Source organism: Plantactinospora sp. GCM10030261 (assembly GCF_042666615.1).
Classification (GTDB): domain Bacteria; phylum Actinomycetota; class Actinomycetes; order Mycobacteriales; family Micromonosporaceae; genus KBS50.
The window spans coordinates 12,069-29,680 of sequence record NZ_JBHTDD010000037.1; the positions used below are offsets into that span (position 1 = coordinate 12,069).

At 71.2% G+C, this 17,612-nt stretch carries 20 protein-coding genes; 9 read left to right on the forward strand and 11 right to left on the reverse strand.

From position 1 onward, the window contains the following. Positions 1–55: 55 nt before the first annotated feature. Together ACFQUZ_RS29130 and ACFQUZ_RS29135 are read left to right on the forward strand one after the other, a co-directional pair. Positions 56–532 (forward strand): MarR family winged helix-turn-helix transcriptional regulator, encoded by a 477-nt coding sequence (locus ACFQUZ_RS29130; protein ID WP_377447929.1) that lies wholly within the window; start codon positions 56–58, stop codon positions 530–532. 10 nt (positions 533–542) lie between these two features. Continuing rightward, the gene (locus tag ACFQUZ_RS29135) at positions 543–1,517 is read left to right on the forward strand and encodes a pirin family protein (protein ID WP_377447931.1); all 975 of its coding nucleotides are present in this window, start codon (positions 543–545) and stop codon (positions 1,515–1,517) included. Between the two features lie 53 nt (positions 1,518–1,570). On the opposite strand, the gene ACFQUZ_RS29140 is transcribed toward ACFQUZ_RS29135, so the two are convergent. Continuing rightward, positions 1,571–1,702: a hypothetical protein gene (locus tag ACFQUZ_RS29140; protein ID WP_377447933.1), complete on the reverse strand. Its 132-nt coding sequence runs from the start codon at positions 1,700–1,702 to the stop codon at positions 1,571–1,573. Between the two features lie 146 nt (positions 1,703–1,848). Between ACFQUZ_RS29140 and ACFQUZ_RS29145 the strand changes: the two genes are divergently transcribed. Both ACFQUZ_RS29145 and ACFQUZ_RS29150 read left to right on the forward strand, forming a co-directional pair. After that, positions 1,849–3,438 (forward strand): phospholipase D family protein, encoded by a 1,590-nt coding sequence (locus ACFQUZ_RS29145; protein WP_377447935.1) that lies wholly within the window; start codon positions 1,849–1,851, stop codon positions 3,436–3,438. Positions 3,439–3,732: 294 nt separating this feature from the next. Next, positions 3,733–4,452 carry a SigB/SigF/SigG family RNA polymerase sigma factor gene (locus ACFQUZ_RS29150; RefSeq protein ID WP_377448019.1) on the forward strand — a complete coding sequence of 240 codons (720 nt, stop codon included), beginning with the start codon at positions 3,733–3,735 and terminating at the stop codon, positions 4,450–4,452. Between the two features lie 104 nt (positions 4,453–4,556). On the opposite strand, the gene ACFQUZ_RS29155 is transcribed toward ACFQUZ_RS29150, so the two are convergent. The 3 genes from ACFQUZ_RS29155 to ACFQUZ_RS29165 form a co-directional block, all read right to left on the reverse strand. Next, entirely contained in the window at positions 4,557–5,300 is a 744-nt protein-coding gene (locus tag ACFQUZ_RS29155) for a PP2C family protein-serine/threonine phosphatase (protein WP_377447937.1), read from the reverse strand. Positions 5,301–5,389: 89 nt separating this feature from the next. After that, positions 5,390–6,442, reverse strand: coding sequence for a hypothetical protein (locus ACFQUZ_RS29160; RefSeq protein WP_377447939.1), 1,053 nt, complete (start codon positions 6,440–6,442; stop codon positions 5,390–5,392). Further along, positions 6,352–7,470 carry a transporter substrate-binding domain-containing protein gene (locus ACFQUZ_RS29165; protein WP_377447941.1) on the reverse strand — a complete coding sequence of 373 codons (1,119 nt, stop codon included), beginning with the start codon at positions 7,468–7,470 and terminating at the stop codon, positions 6,352–6,354. Before ACFQUZ_RS29165 ends, ACFQUZ_RS29160 begins: the two co-directional genes overlap by 91 nt. A gap of 211 nt (positions 7,471–7,681) precedes the next feature. Between ACFQUZ_RS29165 and ACFQUZ_RS29170 the strand changes: the two genes are divergently transcribed. Beyond that, positions 7,682–8,305, forward strand: coding sequence for a GNAT family N-acetyltransferase (locus ACFQUZ_RS29170; protein WP_377447943.1), 624 nt, complete (start codon positions 7,682–7,684; stop codon positions 8,303–8,305). 52 nt (positions 8,306–8,357) lie between these two features. Here the strand turns inward: ACFQUZ_RS29170 and ACFQUZ_RS29175 are convergent, their stop codons facing one another. The 3 genes from ACFQUZ_RS29175 to ACFQUZ_RS29185 are packed head-to-tail and all read right to left on the reverse strand — an operon-like array spanning position 8,358 to position 11,078. Next, positions 8,358–9,320, reverse strand: coding sequence for a TIGR03885 family FMN-dependent LLM class oxidoreductase (locus tag ACFQUZ_RS29175; RefSeq protein ID WP_377447945.1), 963 nt, complete (start codon positions 9,318–9,320; stop codon positions 8,358–8,360). Between the two features lie 49 nt (positions 9,321–9,369). Continuing rightward, complete coding sequence (locus tag ACFQUZ_RS29180; protein ID WP_377447947.1) at positions 9,370–10,782, reverse strand: NADP-dependent succinic semialdehyde dehydrogenase; 1,413 nt, start codon at positions 10,780–10,782, stop codon at positions 9,370–9,372. A 26-nt stretch (positions 10,783–10,808) separates the two neighbouring features. Further along, the gene (locus ACFQUZ_RS29185) at positions 10,809–11,078 is read right to left on the reverse strand and encodes a hypothetical protein (RefSeq protein WP_377447949.1); all 270 of its coding nucleotides are present in this window, start codon (positions 11,076–11,078) and stop codon (positions 10,809–10,811) included. Between the two features lie 124 nt (positions 11,079–11,202). On the opposite strand from ACFQUZ_RS29185, the gene ACFQUZ_RS29190 reads away from it, so the two are divergent. After that, the gene (locus ACFQUZ_RS29190) at positions 11,203–12,057 is read left to right on the forward strand and encodes a GDSL-type esterase/lipase family protein (RefSeq protein ID WP_377447951.1); all 855 of its coding nucleotides are present in this window, start codon (positions 11,203–11,205) and stop codon (positions 12,055–12,057) included. 69 nt (positions 12,058–12,126) lie between these two features. On the opposite strand, the gene ACFQUZ_RS29195 is transcribed toward ACFQUZ_RS29190, so the two are convergent. The 3 genes from ACFQUZ_RS29195 to ACFQUZ_RS29205 form a co-directional block, all read right to left on the reverse strand. Continuing rightward, on the reverse strand, positions 12,127–12,870 hold the full coding sequence (locus ACFQUZ_RS29195) for an EcsC family protein (protein WP_377447953.1): 744 nt from the start codon (positions 12,868–12,870) through the stop codon (positions 12,127–12,129). A gap of 75 nt (positions 12,871–12,945) precedes the next feature. Then, positions 12,946–13,098 (reverse strand): hypothetical protein, encoded by a 153-nt coding sequence (locus ACFQUZ_RS29200; RefSeq protein WP_377447955.1) that lies wholly within the window; start codon positions 13,096–13,098, stop codon positions 12,946–12,948. A 192-nt stretch (positions 13,099–13,290) separates the two neighbouring features. Next, complete coding sequence (locus tag ACFQUZ_RS29205; RefSeq protein WP_377447956.1) at positions 13,291–14,238, reverse strand: peptidase M23; 948 nt, start codon at positions 14,236–14,238, stop codon at positions 13,291–13,293. Positions 14,239–14,466: 228 nt separating this feature from the next. Here ACFQUZ_RS29205 and ACFQUZ_RS29210 point away from each other — a divergent pair, with 228 nt between their 5' ends. Both ACFQUZ_RS29210 and ACFQUZ_RS29215 read left to right on the forward strand, forming a co-directional pair. Beyond that, entirely contained in the window at positions 14,467–15,384 is a 918-nt protein-coding gene (locus tag ACFQUZ_RS29210; RefSeq protein WP_377447958.1) for a proteasome assembly chaperone family protein, read from the forward strand. A 52-nt stretch (positions 15,385–15,436) separates the two neighbouring features. Continuing rightward, the gene (locus tag ACFQUZ_RS29215; RefSeq protein WP_377447960.1) at positions 15,437–16,231 is read left to right on the forward strand and encodes an exodeoxyribonuclease III; all 795 of its coding nucleotides are present in this window, start codon (positions 15,437–15,439) and stop codon (positions 16,229–16,231) included. A gap of 14 nt (positions 16,232–16,245) precedes the next feature. Here ACFQUZ_RS29215 and ACFQUZ_RS29220 read toward each other — a convergent pair whose 3' ends face one another. Then, complete coding sequence (locus ACFQUZ_RS29220; protein WP_377447962.1) at positions 16,246–16,800, reverse strand: Uma2 family endonuclease; 555 nt, start codon at positions 16,798–16,800, stop codon at positions 16,246–16,248. 212 nt (positions 16,801–17,012) lie between these two features. Here ACFQUZ_RS29220 and ACFQUZ_RS29225 point away from each other — a divergent pair, with 212 nt between their 5' ends. Beyond that, a complete protein-coding gene (locus ACFQUZ_RS29225) occupies positions 17,013–17,324 on the forward strand; it encodes an antibiotic biosynthesis monooxygenase family protein (protein ID WP_377447964.1) in 312 nt (103 codons plus the stop codon). Positions 17,325–17,612: the final 288 nt, after the last annotated feature.

Genomic DNA, 17,612 nt, shown 5'->3' on the forward strand with positions numbered 1-17,612 from the left:
TAGGCAGCGCACGGAACAGCTTCTTGAAATTTGAAAGGAGTGCTACCGTGGCGCCATGACGGAAAGCCTGAGCCCGACCGAACTCGCCTGTTGGCGGGCATACATCGAGTCGAGCCAGCGGCTGCTCACCCAGATCGAGGACGAGCTTCGCGCGACCAGCACGCTGAGCTTTGCCGACTACCACGTTCTGGTGCTGCTCTCCGAGGCACCCGGGCAGCGACTCCGGATGGGCGAGTTGGCCGGTCGGCTCGTCTTCTCGCCCAGCCGCCTCACGTACCAGATCTCGGCGATGCAGCGTCGCGGCCTGGTCGTCCGGCAGGCCTGCCCGGCGGACCGGCGTGGCCAGGAGGCGGTGCTCACCGCCGCCGGCCTGATGGCACTGCGGGAGGCCGCGCCGCACCACCTGGCGTCCGTCCGGACGCACCTGATGGACGACCTCGACGAGAGCGAGGTCGCCGTCCTCACCCGCGTCTTCCAACGGCTCGGCGACCGGCTGCGGACCACCCACTCCGCCGCGCCGACTCACGGTTAGGAGTTGCCCCATGCCCGCCATCACCGTCGACGACGTCCTGGTCCTGCCCCGGCTCCCCCGGCAGGACCCGGCCACCACCAGCTTCCGGCCGGTCCGCCGGCTGCTCACTGCCCCCAGCGGGTACGAGGGGGAGGGCTTCCCGGTCCGCCGGGCCTTCGCCGGAGTGCCGATGTCGGAGCTGGACCCGTTCATCCACCTCGACCAGATGGGCGAGGTCGACTACGCGCCCGGCGAGCCGAAGGGCACCGCCTGGCACCCGCACCGGGGCTTCGAGACGGTGACGTACATGATCGACGGCATCATGGACCACCAGGACTCGACCGGCGGCGGTGGCACGATCACCAACGGCGACACGCAGTGGATGACAGCGGGCAGTGGCCTGCTGCACATCGAGGCGCCGCCGGAGCACCTGGTGACCAGCGGTGGCCTGTTCCACGGCCTGCAGCTGTGGGTCAACCTGCCCCGGGTGGCCAAGATGAGCCCGCCGCGTTATCAGGACATCCGGGGTCGGGAGGCGGCCCTGGTGACCACGCCGGACGGCGGCGCCCTGGTCCGGGTGATCGCCGGCGAGATCGGCGGTCATCGTGGCCCCGGCTCGACGCACACGCCGATCACGATCAGCCACGTCACGGTGCAGCCCGGCGCCGAGGTCGACCTGCCCTGGCGGTCCGACTTCAACGCGCTGGTCTACGTGCTGGGCGGCAAGGGCACCGTCGGCACCGGCCGGCGTCCGGTACACACCGGGCAACTCGCGGTGTACGGGTCGGGCGAGGCGATCCGGTTCGCCGCCGCCGACCGGCAGGACGCGCACACCGCGGCGCTGGACGTGTACGTTATGGGCGGGCTGCCGATCCGGGAACCGGTGGCGCACTACGGGCCGTTCGTGATGAACACCCGGGCCGAGCTGATCCAGGCCGTCGAGGACTACCAGGCCGGGCGTCTCGGTGTGGTCCCCGCCGAACGAATGCCGCACGCCGACCGCTGAGGCACGGAAGAGCCCCCTTTTCGGTTAAAAAGGGGCTCTTCCGTGCGAGGACCTCAGGTGGTAACGAAAATGCCGGCCACCCCGAGAAGCACCATCACCAGCATGGCGAGCATGAATCCCCGCTCGCCCTCCACGGCGTCGTGGTGCTGCGCGGAGTCCGACTGCTGTGGCGTCTCCGTGGTCATCCTGGCCTCCCCAGCCTCGGTGGTCACTCCAGGGCAGGACGACCGGCGCCGCGCCCACAGGCCGGGTCGCGGGGCTTGCGAGCCGGCGTGCGGACCGGGGTCGACCGTCCTACGGTGAGGTATTCCCGACCTCGAAGGGGCTGCACGTGGCGATCGAGGAATGGTTCCTCTCCGCGCGGGAACGCGCCAACCCCGCATCCGGGATACCCACCTGGAGCCGGGGAAACCTCGCGGTCCCGCGGATCCATGGGGCCGAGTACTTTGACCGATTGGTTACCGAGGTGGCCGAGTTGTCCGCTGGTGACCACCTCTTCTTCACCGACTGGCGCGGCGATCCCGACGAGCGCCTGCGTCCCGACGGCCCCACCGTCGGGGAACTGTTCGCCGCCGCCGCCCGACGTGGCGTCATCGTGAAGGGACTGATCTGGCGGTCCCACCTCGACCAGTTCCAGTACAGCCACGAGGAGAACCGGAACCTCAGCGAGACGATCTCCGAAGCTGGCGGCGAGGTGCTGCTGGACCAGCGGGTACGCCGCCTCGGGTCGCATCACCAGAAGCTGGTCGTGCTCCGCCATCCCGCCGCACCGGAACGCGACGTGGCGTTCGCTGGTGGGATCGACCTCTGCCACAGCCGGCGGGACAACTCCGACCACCGTGGCGACCCCCAGCCGGTGCGGATGTCTCCCCGCTACGGCGACCGGCCGCCCTGGCATGACGTGCAGCTCGAGTTGCGCGGGCCGGTGGTGGGCGCGCTGGATACCTCGTTCCGGGAGCGCTGGACCGACCCGATGCCGCTGGACTCGGAGAATCCGGTGGCTTACCTGCGAGATCGGTGGCGCGGCGCGGATCTGCATCCTGACCCGCTGCCGGACCAACCGGCGGATCCGCCCGAGTGCGGCCCGCACGCCGTTCAGGTGCTGCGCACCTATCCCTCGGTGCGACCGTCGTACCCGTTCGCCCCCGACGGCGAGCGCAGCATCGCCCGCGGTTACACAAAGGCCGTTCGCCGCGCCCGCCGACTGATCTACCTGGAGGACCAGTACCTGTGGTCCCGGGAGGTGGCCGAGTTGTTCGCCGAGGCGCTGCGGACCAATCCCGAACTGCACCTGGTGGCGGTGGTGCCGCGGTATCCGGACGTCGACGGCCGGTTCGCGCTCCCGCCCAACCAGGTGGGGCGGGAACTGGCCCTCGAACTGTGCGGCCGGGCCGGCGGTGACCGGGTTCACGTGTTCGACGTGGAGAACCACGCCGGCACCCCGGTCTACGTGCACGCGAAGGTCTGCGTCGTGGACGACGTCTGGGCGAGCGTGGGCAGCGACAACTTCAACCGACGGTCGTGGACCCACGACAGCGAGCTGTCCTGTGCGGTACTCGACGACACCGCGGACGATCGGGAGCCGACGGACCCGGCGGGTCTCGGCGACGGTGCCCGCCGGTACGCCCGCGACCTGCGGTTGCGGCTGTGGCGGGAACACCTCGACCGGGCGCCCGACGGCAGCGAGGACACCGACCTGATCAATCCGGACCGGGCGGTGGCGGCGATCACGGCCGCCGCGCGGGCCCTCCAGGAGTGGCACGAGGGTGGTCGACGCGGCCCGCGGCCACCCGGCCGGCTCCGGCCGCACCAGCCCGAGCGGCTCGGCTGGGCCACCAAGCTGTGGGCATTGCCCGCGTATCGGATGGTGTACGACCCGGACGGGCGACCGGTGCGGGCCCGCCTTCGTCGAACCTGGTGAGCCCGGATCTCTCCGCTAACAAAAGATCTTGTGACCTTTTTGTGCAAGAATTATCCCTATGAGTAATTTATCCATCAGCCTTTCGGCTAGATTTCTGCGACCCGATCAGGCTAAGGTGACACTCGAACGGCCAACTGAAGCTTGCCAAACGCACCACCTTTTTCGTGCATCGGCGGACGAGGTGCAGGGAGGACCACCATGACCGCAACGATCACCGAGCAGACCACGGCCAGCCCGGTCGCGGCACCGACCCAGGAGCCGAGCACCGACAGTGCCACCGAACTGCTCAAGGCGATGGCGGCGCTGCCGGCGCAGCACCCGTCGCGGGCCACGCTGCGGGCGAGGGCCATCGAGGCGTGGTTGCCGCTGGCCCAGCACCTGGCCCACCGCTACAGCGGCCGGGGTGAGCCCAGCGACGACCTGGTGCAGACCGCCTCCGTCGGCCTGATCAAGGCGGTGGACAAGTTCGACCCCGAGCGCGGCGTCGACTTCGCCGGGTACGCCATCCCCACCATCATCGGTGAGCTGAAGCGACACTTCCGCGACCGGACCTGGGACATCCGGGTCCCCCGCCGGCTCCAGGAGCTGCGCCTGAGCATCTCCGAGGCGAACAGCTCGCTGCTGCAGACGCTGGGCCGCTCCCCGACGGTCGCCGACATCGCCGCCCACCTGAAGATCACCGAGGAAGAGGTCCTGGAGGGCCTGGAGGGCGCGCGGGCCTACAACGCCGTGTCGCTGTCCACTCCGACCGGTGACGGTGAGCGCGCCACCGAACTGGGCGACATGCTGGGCGGCGAGGACGGCGAGTTCGAGCTGGCCGAGCTGCGCGTCGCCCTCGGCCCGGCGCTGGCCACGCTGGACGAGCGGGAGCAGAAGATCCTCACGCTCCGCTTCTACGGGAACCTGACCCAGTCGCAGATCGCCGACCAGATCGGCGTGTCCCAGATGCACGTCTCCCGCCTGCTCGCCCGCGCCCTCACCAAGCTGCGCGGCCAGCTCGCGAACACCTACTGACCGACGCCCGAGGGGCCGGACCGTTCATTCGGTCCGGCCCCTCGGCATGTCCACCCCCGGGGTGGTTGGTCCGGGTCGATCATGGGGGGACGGGGGGTGGGGGGTCAGGGTTCGGGGGGTGTGTCGTCGGCGACTACGTCGGCCACCACGACGGTGATGTTGTCTGGTCCGCCGGCCCGCAGCGCCAGGTCGACCAACCGCTTGGCGCACGACGAACGGTCCGGGTACGAGGTGATCACCTCGACCAAGGTGTCCGAGCGCACCACGTTCGTCAGTCCGTCGCTGCACAACAGCCAGCGGTCGCCGGCCAGCGGTTCGACCGTACGGTAGGCGGCGTTCACCGTCTCGCCCTGCAACGCCTGCGTGACCACCGCCCGCCTCGGGTGGCTGCTGGCCTGCTCGGCGGTGATGACGCCCTCGTCGACCAGCATCTGGACGAACGTGTCGTCCCTGGTGACCTGCGTGAACGTGTCCCCGCGGAGCAGGTACGCGCGAGAGTCGCCGATGTGCGCCAGCGCGGCGCAGGTGCCGGTGTCGGAGAACAGCAGCGCGGTCAGGGTGGTGCCCATCCCCTGCCGCCCCGGGTCCTCCTCGACGGCCTCCCGGATCCGGGCGCTCGCCACCTCCACCGCCCCCTGTAGAGCGATGACGAGAGCGTCGTCGGGAGTCGGCACGTCCAGACCGGCGATCGCCTCGATGGTGATCTTGCTGGCCAGGTCGCCCGCCGCCATCCCACCCATCCCATCGGCGACGGCGATCAACCACGGCCCGGCGTGCACCGAGTCCTGGTTCCCACTCCGCACCAGTCCGCGGTCGCTCACCGCCGCCGAACGCAGCTTGAGGGTCATGGCAGGCAGCCTGCCATCACGAGGCCCCGTTGTCTCTAGTCGATCAGCGCGGGTCGCCCGGCGATCCATGGAATAGTCACCTCCATCCATCATGCTGGTCCTGGTAGCCGTCCGGCGCACCGGGGATCCGGATCGGCGGGTGGGCGCCGAGGCATCACCCAGTTGAGCGCCGTCTCCTCCACGGGCCAGCCGTGTACCCGCACCGCGCTGAACGGGATCGCCGCGGTCTCGGTGCACAGCACCTGACCGCGTACCCGTTCGTTGGGCACGAACCGGACGGTACCGCGCCGGTCGAGCACAATGGTCATCCGGTCGTTCACCGTGATGACCTGTCCCAGCACCATCTCACCCGACGTCGACGCCGCCGGGTCGCCCACCTCGATCGCGGCGCCGGGCAGGATCGGCGCGCGGAGGAAGACCGCCCCCATCACCAACGGCGCGACGACCGCCACCAGGTAGGCCGCCACCTGGGTCACCGCCGGCGCGGCGCGCGCCGGGATCGGCCCGGTGAGCGCCGGCCCGGCCGCGGGCGGCACGGCCAGCAGCAGGGCGGTCACCGCCTCGCCGGCACGCACGGCGGCCGCGATGGCCGGACCGAGTACGAGGTACGCGCCCGCCGCGGCCAGCACCGGCAGCACGACGCAGAACACCCTTGCGCGCACCCGACCGTCGGGGTACAGGTGCCGGGTGCGCAGCGCCATCAGCCACACGGCGAGCATCAACAGCATCGGCAGGAACCGCAACTGCCAGGTGAGCGCCGCGAGCGCCACCGCCGCCGCGTAGACCCACCCGGGGGTACGGGTCACGGCCGCGGCCACCAGGGACCGCTCCGGATTGAACCGCTCGGGTGCGCTCACCCGCAGCAGCGAGCCGAGAACGCCCAGCACCAGCACACCGAGCGGGAACGCCCACACCAGCGCGATGAGCAAGGCGCTGAGCAGCCCGAGCGGGCTGACGTACTGGACCAGTAGCAGCATGGTCGACATGTCCTGGCGACTGAGCTGCCACAGCCGCAGGACCAGCAGCAGCACCGGAAAAGTCGGCAGCAGCGTCAGCAGCCACTGCTGCGCCGGCCGGGCGCCCGCCGGGCGATCCCGGCCGTCCGACCGGGCGGTGGGGCCTCCCGGGCCAGCCTCTCCCACGGCCACTGCCGCACCTCCACCTTCCGGGGATCGGGCTGCCGGTCCACCGCCACCTGTTGCGGCAGGCTGGCCGGCTGTTCCCAGCGCAGATGCCGGTCGAAGGCGTCCTCCCAGCGGCGGTCCTGCGGATCGGCCGCCGAGGTGTACAACGCGAGGTCGACCAGGTCGCGCAGCGCCGTGTTGCCGCCGGTGTTGATGCCGTAGAACTCCTGCGCGTCCTCGCCGATGTCCCACAGGCGCAGCGGTTTCTCGTTCCGCAGCGGCCACGGGTCCTGCGGCCGGTGCGCGACGAAGCCGGCCAGGATCGCGGCGTCCGTGGTCACCGCGTCGACCCGACCGTCGAACAGGTCCTGCACGCACTCGCTGACGCGATTCTTGCTGCTCACGTCGGCGCCGAGGCCCCGCAGATTGGCCTCCGAGGTGGAGGTGGTCAGCGTGCAGACCTTCCGCCCGCGCAGGGCGCCGAGGTTCGCCACCGGTCGCATGTCGTCCTCGCGGGTCAGCACGGTCTGCTCGGTGCTCAGGTACGGCGCGGAGAACGTCGCGCCCTGCCGGGTCCGCTGGTCGGTGACGCTGTAGGAGGCGATCACCAGGTCGACCGTGACGAATCCGGACCCGTCGCGGGCCTGCCGGCGCGAGCGGTCCTCGCTCTCGATCGGCAGCAGCCGCACCGAGGCGCGGTCGAACCCGAGCTCCGCGGCGACCAGCAGGGCGATGTCGATGTCGAAGCCGACGAAACTGCCGTCCGGCAACTGCTGCGCGATGCCGGGCTGGTCGTCCTTGACCCCGATGAGCAGTTGCTGCCGCCCGGTCAGCCCGGCCCGGTCGAGCAACTCCTGCCGGGTGGGCGGGCCAGTCGCGGTGACCAACCGGGTCACCGCGACGGCCGCCACGACGACCACGACGACCAGGGCCACCAACCGGAGCACCCGGGGCCACGACACCGGTCGACCCCGCGCCGCGGCCAGATCGCCACTCTGGTCGGCCCGGTCGCGCGCCGAACCGGCCGACTCGCCGTCCTGGCTCACCTCTGCCCCCACCTCACGTCGCTCGCGACCACTCATTGTGGCGGACGGAAAGCCGTCAGCAACACCCACGCGCACCTGATCCGGTCAGGTGTGGACGGTCGCCAGACCAGCGGCAGCACGGGCGGATTCCGGACCATCGGCAGCACGGGTGGATTCCGTGGCCGCGGACCACCGGGAGCGGGTCCGTGGCCGGTACTGGCAGGATGGCCGGATGATCAACGATGATGGCGACGCCGAACTGCCGGGCGCTGGATTCGGCACCGGCGAGTCGTGTCCGCACCACGCGCCGGACACCGGGACCACCGAGGACACCGGCACGGAAGACGTGATCCGCGCCGGTACACCCGCGGACGTACACACTGTGCTGGCACTGCAGGACGCGGCCACCGAGTGGCTGGCGGCCCAGGGCCGGACCGGTCAGTGGGGCACCCGGCCGCATTCGATAAGTCCGCGCCGGATCGCCCACGCCACCGGCTGGGCCGAGAGCGGTGGCCTGTACCTCGCGTCGCGGTCGGGTCGAGTGGTCGGCGCGCTGGCGGTCGGCGACGCCGTACCGTACGTCTCACCGGCCACCGAGCCGGAGCTCTACATCAACCTGCTGGTCGCCGATCCGCGCCGGCGGGGATCCGGGACCGGCGCCCGGCTCCTCAGGTACGCGGCCCGGCTCGCCGAACGGCGCGGGGTGCGGCTGCTGCGGGTGGACTGCTACGCGGGCGACGACCAGGCCCTGGTCCGCTACTACGAGCGGCAGGGGTTCACCGCGACGGAGCCGTTCACGGTCGAGTTGCCGGACCGTCGCTGGCCGGGCCAGGTCCTGGAACGTCGGCTGCCCTGACCCCGCCTGCCGGCCCGGGACTGCCACCCGCGATCGGGCGATCAGCCGTGGTTCATGTGGTACGCAGCTTCGGCAGCACCTCGGAACCGAACGCCTCGATGAACTCGCGCTGCTGCTGGCCTACGTGGTGCAGGTAGATCTCGTCGAAGCCGAGGTCGGCGTACCCGCTCAGGACCTCGGCGTGCCGGCCGAGGTCGGACGAGATGTTGACCACCTCGGCGACCTGCTCCGGTGCCACCCGCTCGGAGACCACGTCGAAGTGGTCGACCATGTCCAGGTCCCAGCAGACCGGCGGCGCGAAGATGTTGCTGCGCCACTGGTCGTACGCCAGCCGGGCGGCCTCCTCCTCGTCCGGCGCCCAGCTCAGGTGTACCTGTAGGTGCAGCTTGCCCCGGCCGCCGGCCCCCCGGTACGCCTCCACCATCCGGCGCAGCCGCTCGGTCGGGGCGTTGACGGTGATCAGGCCGTCGGCCCACTCGGCGCACCACCGGGCGGTGGCCTCGCTGACCGCCGCGCCGATCAGAGCCGGCGGCTGCTCGGGGCGGGTCCACAGCCGGGCCCGGTCCACCCGGACCAGCCCGTCGTGGCTGACCTCCTCGCCGGCGAGGAGCGCCCGGATCACGTCGACGCTCTCGCGCAACCGGGCGGTGCGGACGTCCTTGCGCGGCCACCGGTCCCCGGTGATGTGCTCGTTGCTGGCCTCACCCGAGCCCAGCGCCGCCCAGAACCGCCCGGGGTACATCGCGGCCAGGGTGCCGATGGCCTGCGCGATGATCGCCGGGTGGTACCGCTGCCCCGGCGCGTTCACCACCCCGAACGGGAGCGAGGTGGCCTGGAGGGCGGCGCCCAGCCAGGACCAGGCGAACCCCGACTGGCCCTGCCGGGTGCTCCACGGGGAGAAGTGGTCCGACGACATGGCGGCGTCGAAGCCGGCGCGCTCGGCGCGTACCACCGCGTCGAGCAGTTGGGTGGGGTGGATCTGTTCATGCGAGGCGTGGATCCCGTACGTCGTCATGCTGGCACTTCGTACCCCTGGCGACCGTCCGCTAAGCCGACCGGGCCACTTACTCGGTGTGCGCGCCAGCGTCCGCGCCCGCCGTGCCCTCCCCCATCCAGACCGTCTTGATGTTGCAGAACTCCCGGATCCCCCAGGCGGACAGTTCGCGGCCATAGCCCGAGTTCTTCACCCCGCCGAACGGCAGATGCGGGTACGACGTGGTCATGCCGTTGACGAACACGCTTCCGGCGTCCAGGTCGACGGCGAACCTCTCCTGCTCCGCCTCGTCCCGCGTCCACACGTTGGAGCCGAGGCCGAAACTGGTGCCGTTGGCCAGTTCGATCGCCTCCTCGTACGACGCCACCCGATACATCCCGGCCACCGGCCCGAAGACCTCCTCGGACCACATCCGCATGTTCGGGGTCAGGTCGGCGACCACCGTGGGCGGATAGAACCACCCGGCACCGTCCGGCCGCTGGCCACCGCAGAGCACCCGGGCGCCCTTGGCCACCGCGTCGCGGACCTGTTCCTCGACGTCGGTGCGGCCCTGCTCGGTGGCGAGCGGACCCACATCGGTCGCGTCGTCCAACGGGTCGCCCATCCGCAACGCCGACATCGTCGCGACGAACGCCTCGGTGAAGGCGTCGTAGACGTCGGCGTGCACGATGAACCGCTTCGCGGCGATGCAGGACTGCCCGTTGTTCTGGCAGCGGGCGGTGGCTGCCACCTCGGCGGCCCGGTCGACGTCGGCCGACGGCATCACCACGAACGGGTCGCTGCCGCCGAGTTCCAGCACGGTCTTCTTCAACTCCCGACCGGCGACCTCGGCCACCGAACGGCCGGCCCGCTCGCTGCCGGTAAGCGTCGCGGCCCGAACCCGCGGATCGATCAACACCCGCTCCACCTGCTTGGAGCCGATCAGCAAGGGCTCGAACGCGCCCTCCGGAAACCCCGCGGTGCGGAACAGCTCACCGAGGAAGAGCGCGGTCTGCGGCACGTTGGACGCATGCTTGAGCAGCCCGACGTTGCCCGCCATCAGGGCCGGCGCGGCGAACCGGATCACCTGCCAGAGCGGGAAGTTCCACGGCATCACGGCGAGCACCGGGCCGATCGGCTGATAGCGGGTGAACGCCCGGGTCGCCGAGACGGCCGCCGCGTCGGCCGGTTCGTCGGCCATGAACTCCGCCGCGTGCTCGGCGTAGAACCGGCAGGCCGCCGCGCATTTGGCCACCTCGGCCTTAGCGGCGGCGAGCGTCTTGCCCATCTCGAAGGTCACCATGCGGGCGATGTCGTCGGCGTCGGCGTCGAGCCGGTCGGCGGCCGCGACCATCCACCCGGCACGCTGGGCGAAGCTCGTTCGGCGCAGCTTCCGGTACGCCGCGTCGGCGCGCCCGATCGCCTGGTCGATCTGCTCTTCGGTGTGCTCGTCGAAGGCGCGGAGGGTTTCGCCGGTGGCGGGGTTCACACTTGCCATGAACATCTCGTACTCCCGTGTCGAATGGCCCGTCACTCGAAGATCGAGTGACGGGTGCCCTCCGGTTCGGCCCGCCGTCGCGCGGCCCGCCGGCGCTGGATCACCACCAGGTCGACCACCGCGGTCGCGGCGATGACGAACAGCAGCGCCGCCGGCACCCAGTAACCGGCCCGCGCGGTGAGTACGCCGAACAGCACGCTGAGCACCAGGCCGATGGAGGCGAGAATCAGCCGCATGTTCAGTGCGCTGTAGGCGTGTCCCACCGTCCCCCGGGCCCCTCGGGGTTGCTGTTTCGCTGCCATGCCTCGGCACTACCCGGAAACCGCCCGGATAACCTGTCCGGCGCACGTCCCGACCCTTCCGACACCACGCCTTTCTCGCATAGAGTAACCGAGATGTCGCGTACCGTTGACTCCGGGGAGTCGGATGCCGCGCCGCTGGAGCACCGCCATCACCGCCGTGGCGCTCGCCGTGGCCGCCCTCGCCTGCGAGGGCTCGGGACCCGGCGAGCCGTCCCCCGATCCGAGCCGGTCCCGACCGGCCCGTTCGGCGTCGATGGCCGCCCTCGGCGACTCGATCACCACTGGGTACGGCTCCTGTGTCGCCCTCGTCTCGTGTCCGCGCAACTCCTGGTCGACCGGCACCGGGACCAGGGTGAACAGCCTCTATGAGCGGCTCGCCGACACCGACGCGGACCGCCGTTTGACGGCGCACAACGAGGCCGCGCCGGGCAGCCGGGTGGCGGCGCTGCCGGACCAGGCGAGCGGGGCGGTCCGGCACAAGGCCGACTACGTGACGGTGCTGATCGGCGCCAACGACGCCTGCCGGCCGACAATCCAGGAGATGACAAGCGTGGCCACCTTCCGGGCCGAGCTGACCCAGGCGTTCCAGGTGCTCAGGAAGGGCCGGCCGAAGGCGCGGGTGCTCGTGGTCAGCATCCCCGACCTGCACCGCCTGTGGGAGGTGGGACGCACCGACCGGCTCGCCGTCCGGGTCTGGTCACACGGCGTCTGCCCGGCGCTGCTGGCCAACCCGACCTCGACGGCGACGGTGGACGTACGGCGGCGGGCGGCGTTCGCGGCCCGGATCGACGCGTACAACAGGGAGTTGGCGGCGGCCTGCGAGCGGTACGGACCCCGGTGTACCTATGACGGCGGCGCGGCCCACCGGATTCCGGTGACTCTGGACAAGGTCAACCCGCTGGACTTCTTCCACCCGGACGCCGACGGGCAGAACGCCCTGGCCGCGGCCGCGTGGGCGGCCTGGCGCCGGGCGCTGTAGCCAGAAGCGCCGGAGTCATCGCGACCCGGAACCAGTTCGCCAAGGCCGGAGCCGCCACGACCGCCTCGGTCAGGGCCGACGCTGCTCGGGCGCGGAACGGCCCCCGCCATACATCTCTCGCGCCCGGCGGGCCAACTCGGTGGTGGCCGAGGAGTTGGCCCAGGTGCCCAGGAGGATGGCGGCACCGGGAACCGCCTTGGCGAACAATCTTCTGGCCGCCCGTATCCCGGCCATCCTGGCGAGCCGGACACCCAACCGCAGGAACGCCTGCCCCATGGGCGCCCCGGAGCGAGCGAACACCGTCCCCGCCCGCTCCCGCCCCGCGGCCACTCCCAGCGCCAACCGCGCGGCCTCGGCGACCTTGTGTACCCGCTGCAGGACCAGCAGGTCGGTGGCCCGCTCCGGCACGGTCGGGTCCACTCCGTAGGCGGCGGCGATGTGCAGCACCATCCGCGCCTGGTTCCACGCCAGCACGCCGATGTCGACGATCGCGCCGGGCAGGCCGGCGGCGCCGGATACCGCACCGGAGAGCCGGGCCAGGTTGACGAACCGCTTGACGGCCAGCCGGGCCAGCTCCTCTGGGGGCAGCTCGGGTCGTTGGGCACGGACCCGCGCGGCCCAGGCGGAGGCCTCCGGGCCGAGGCGGCGCACCGCCTCCAGGGCGAGGTGCTCCGGAGCGTACTGCGGATCGTCCCGCATCTTGTCCCACAAGCCGGACGGCGGTCCGATCGGCTCGGCGTCCGGTTCCGGCGGTGCGGAGCCGGGGTCGGTGGTCGGTGTTGCCTCGTCACCGGGTCGGGTGGTGTCGGTCACGGACGGCCTCCCTGGCTCGGACGGTCGGACGCCCGCCATGGTGCGGCACGGGCGCCAGTGGGACGCGCGGGCGGCCTACCGGGGCCGGCGCTTCTGCGAGAACCGGCCGGCGATCTGCCGCAGCTTCGCCTGGTTCTGCGGCTTCGCCATCTCCCGACGGCCACGGTCGATCAGCTGCTGGCCACGCGGCGAGCGCAGGAACAGGGTGATTCGCTGCAAGATGGACATTGACTGTCCTCCGATCAGTACGGGGGTGGGCCTGTCCAGGAATACCCTGCGCCGTCCTCGACCACACCCGACACAGTCCAGCATGACCGATCCGCGCCACCGCGCGGCCCGGGCAGCCACGCGGCGAGCCTGGCTGCGGGGCGCCGGACCAGCGTGATCGCCCGGCCGAGGCCGGGCGATCACGGCCGCCGATCAGGCCCAGCCGGGGACGATCGCGTCCACCACCTCGGTCGCCCTGGCCTCGTGCCTGGCGTACGCGTAGGGGAACGCGGACACCTGCACCGCCTGCGCGGCATCGGTGAGGGCCAGCCGATGCCAGCCGGGCACCTGCCGCAACGCGACGAGGAACTGGGTGGTGGCGTACGCCGGCTGCATCAGCCGGCGTACCGGGCCCCACCCGGTGCTCGGGCGCTGCTGGAACAGGCCCACCGAGTCATGGTCCCAGCCGATGGCCTGATGAGGGTAGTTCTGCGACTCGGGCAGCACCCCGCTGGCGTAGTTGTAGAGGTTGCTCTCCTGCATGGCGGTGGCGACCGCGATGATCAGCGCACGACGCGGCATGCCCATGTCCCGACCGGTACGCACGATGGCCTTGGCGTTGTTCATCTGGGCCACGGTGAGCCCCGCCACCGGCCCGGGATCGATTGTGTGTTCGATCTTGGTTGGCCCGGTGGACCCGGCGGGGATGTCCGGATCGGGGCTGGCCGTCGAGGTCGGATCACCGGTCGCCGGAGCGGTCGCCGACGGTTCGCCAGTGGCGGTCGTCGGTCCGCCGGCGGAGGTCGTCGGTTCGCCGGCCGACGTCGCCGGTTCGCCAGCGGAGGCCGCTGGTCCGCCGGACGCCGGTCCCGGATCACCGGTGGCCGACGGGGTCGCGGCCGGACCGAAGCTCACCGGCTCGATGCCGCCGCGGGCCGCCCGCTCGGCGCTGGCCTGGACGAACGTCGCCAGGCCGAGGCAGCCCACCAGCCCGACCACGGCGGCGCGCCGGCGGTTCGGGCGGTCGACGAGTCCCGCGAGGCGGCTCCGGACCGGCCGGTGCCGGGTCGCCGGGGCGGTCGGTGTCCGGCGGGCGTACGGGAGGGTCCGGTCCCCCGGGGACCGCCACTCTGCGTCGTGAAGGGGGTCGTCATTCCGCATTCGACGAGGCTAGACAGACGAACGAGCCAATCACTGTGGGTGATCATGTGGTCCTGCCCACACTCGCCGGAGGGTTCCGGATCCTGGTGACGAAACAGCTCAGAACGCCGCATCTGGCGACCGGCGTGGTGATCGCGGGGTGGAATGGACGAAGATGGCCGCAGCGTTCTGCACGAAGGGTGGGCGTCGCCCCGACGCGACCCTTCGGCGTTGAGGAGGTCCTGACCGGTGCGTGATCCGCACGAGCTGTACGAACTGGCCGACGACCTGCCCGAACTGGGGCAACCGGTGCTGATCCAGGCACTAACCGGTTTCGTCGATGCCGGAAACGCCACCCGGCTGGCCCGCCAGCACCTGCGTTCCACCCTGGACGGGCAACTCATCGCCACGTTCGACGCGGACCAGTTGATCGACTACCGGTCGCGCCGGCCCGTCATGATCTTCGTCGAGGACCACTGGGAGCGGTACGAGGACCCCCGACTCGAACTGCGGATGCTCTCCGACGACGCCGGTACGCCGTTCCTCCTGCTGGCCGGCCCCGAACCGGACATCCAGTGGGAGCGGTTCGTGGCCGCCGTGATCGCGCTTATCGACCGGCTCGGCGTCCGGCTCACCGTGGGCCTCAACTCGATCCCGATGGCCGTACCGCACACCCGGCCCGGCGGGGTGACCGCGCACGCGACCCGCAAGGAGCTGATCGCCGGGCACGAGCCCTGGCTGCAGCGGGTGCAGGTGCCAGGCAGCGCCGGTCATCTGCTGGAGTTCCGCCTCGGCGAGCGGGGCCGGGACGCGATGGGCTTCGCCGCCCACGTGCCGCACTATGTCGCCCAGACCGAGTACCCCACCGCCGCCGAGCTGCTACTCACGTCGGTCTCCCGCAGCACCGGATTGCTGCTTCCCACGGACGCGCTGCGATCGGCCGCCGAACTGGTCCGGGCCGACATCGACCGGCAGATCGCCGAGACCGAGGAGGCCAGCACGCTGGTGAAGGCGCTCGAGGAGCAGTACGACGCGTTCGCCCGCGGGCGTTCCACGGAGAATTTGCTGGAGGCGCAGACCGGACCGCTGCCGACCGCCGACGAACTGGGCGCCGAGCTGGAACGGTTCCTGGCCGAACAGAACCGCGGCGACCAGACCGGCGGCTGACGCGCGGCGGGGCGGAATCGCGGCGCGGCGCCACATCGGGCAGGCTGTCCGCATGCGGTTGGCAACCTGGAACGTGAACTCGGTGAAGGCCCGGCTGCCCCGGCTGGTCGACTGGCTCGCCGACGTCCGGCCCGACGTGGTGTGCCTGCAGGAGACCAAGTGCCCGGACGGTGCCTTCCCGGTGGCCGAGGTCGGCGAGCTGGGCTACACGGTGGCCAGCCACAGCGACGGTCGCTGGAACGGGGTGGCGGTGCTGTCCCGGGTCGGGCTAGACGACGTCGTGGTCGGGTTCCCGGGAGAGCCGGGCTTCCCGCTGCCCGAGGCCCGCGCGATCTCGGCCACCTGCGCGGGGGTCCGGGTCTGGTCGGTGTACGTCCCGAACGGGCGGACCCCCGACTCCCCGCACTACGAGTACAAGCTGGCCTGGCTGGCGGCGCTGCGGGATGTCCTCGACTCGGAGCTGAAGTCCGGGCTCCCGCTGGCGGTCTGTGGTGACTTCAACGTCGCCCCCACCGACGCCGACGTCTGGGATCCGGCCCTGTTCGTCGACTCCACCCACGTCACACCGGCCGAGCGGCAGGCCCTCGCCGAGTTGCGGGACCTGGGCCTGGTCGACGTCGTCCCGACCCCGATGAAGGGACCGCACCCATTCACGTACTGGGACTACCGGGCCGGGATGTTCCACCAGAACAAGGGGATGCGGATCGATCTCGTCTACGCCACGGATTCGATCGCGAGCCGGGTCACCGGCGCGTACGTGGATCGCGAGGCCCGCAAGGGCAAGGGGCCGTCGGACCACGCGCCGATCGTGGTCGACGCCGATCTCGACGTGGCGGGAACCGGCTGACGGCTACGCCCCGGCTACGAGAGATCGGGGACCGTGGTCAACAGCCAGGCGAGCGGTTGGGCCTGGCCGGGGTCGGGCTGATACTCGCCGGTGTCCGGGTCGAGGGTGTGCCGGTGCACGGTGGTGCCACTGTCGCGCTCCACGATCCAGTACCGGGGAATGCCAGCCTTGGCGTACTCGGCCTTTTTGGTGATCCGGTCGACGATCTCGGAACCTCGGGACACCACCTCGACGGCCAGCAGCAACCCGTCCGTTCCGGCGTAGCTCGACCGCGCCGGGCGCGGCGGACGTCCCGCCGCCCACACCGTCAGGTCCGGCACCCGTCCACCGCCGACGTCGATTCCGCAGTCCGTCACGACCTGGTCGGGGCCGAATCCATGGGTCAGGAACCAGGCGAACATCCGGGACACCAGCAGCGCATGATCGGGATCGGCGGGGGGCACGACCGACAACACTCCCTCGACGCTGAGCTCGTAACGGTGGTTCTCGTCGGCCGCCGCCATCACGGCGAGATCGTCCAGCGTCACCTGGGTCGGCATCTGCGCACCCACGGCCTCGGCACTCATCATGCCCCCACCTGCCTCGCCCACCCGTTCAGCCACACCGCGACCCCCCATCGGAGCCACCGCGCGGAGCTTGGCTAACCGGCAGCCCTCTCGACGGTCACAAGTGCACACAACATACCGACTCTGCGGTCACAGGTTCACACAACATACCGACCCGACGGCTGCCGTACCGTCGGCACCGCAGTTCACGACACACCGCCCGTAGGCTGGATCGCATGGCAGTCGTGAAGATCAACGCGATCGAGGTGCCGACCGGCGCCGGACCGGAGTTGGAACGGCGGTTCGCCGCCCGGCAGCGGTCGATGGTGGACACCCCCGGTTTCCTCGGCTTCGAGATGTTGCGGCCGGTCGCCGGGGAGACCCGGTACTTCGTCTACACCCGCTGGGAGAACGAGGAGGCATACCGGGCCTGGGCGGACGGGCCGGCCCGGCAGGCGCACGCCCCGAGCGGCCCCGGGCACCGGCCGGTGGCCACCGGCGCGACGCTTATGGAGTTCGAGATCGTGCCGATCGCACCCGACGAGTGACCGCCCGAGAACCCGCCCGTCCTGACTGAGAACCCGCCTGTCCTGACTGTGCGGTTCGGGTGTCCGCCTCGCTTGTAGCCCAACATCGACTCGATATCGGCGAAGTAGGGGTGTCCGGAGGCCGCCGACCCCGCAACATTTCCGACATTGAGTCGATCTCACCAGCCCCGGTCGTGACGCCAGCGGTCGCGCACCGTGGACAGCCACCCGGGCGACCACGGGTCCTCGCCACGGGTCCGGTGGGTGTCAAGCGAGCCAGGGCGTCTCCGTCGCAGAACCCGAGTAGGC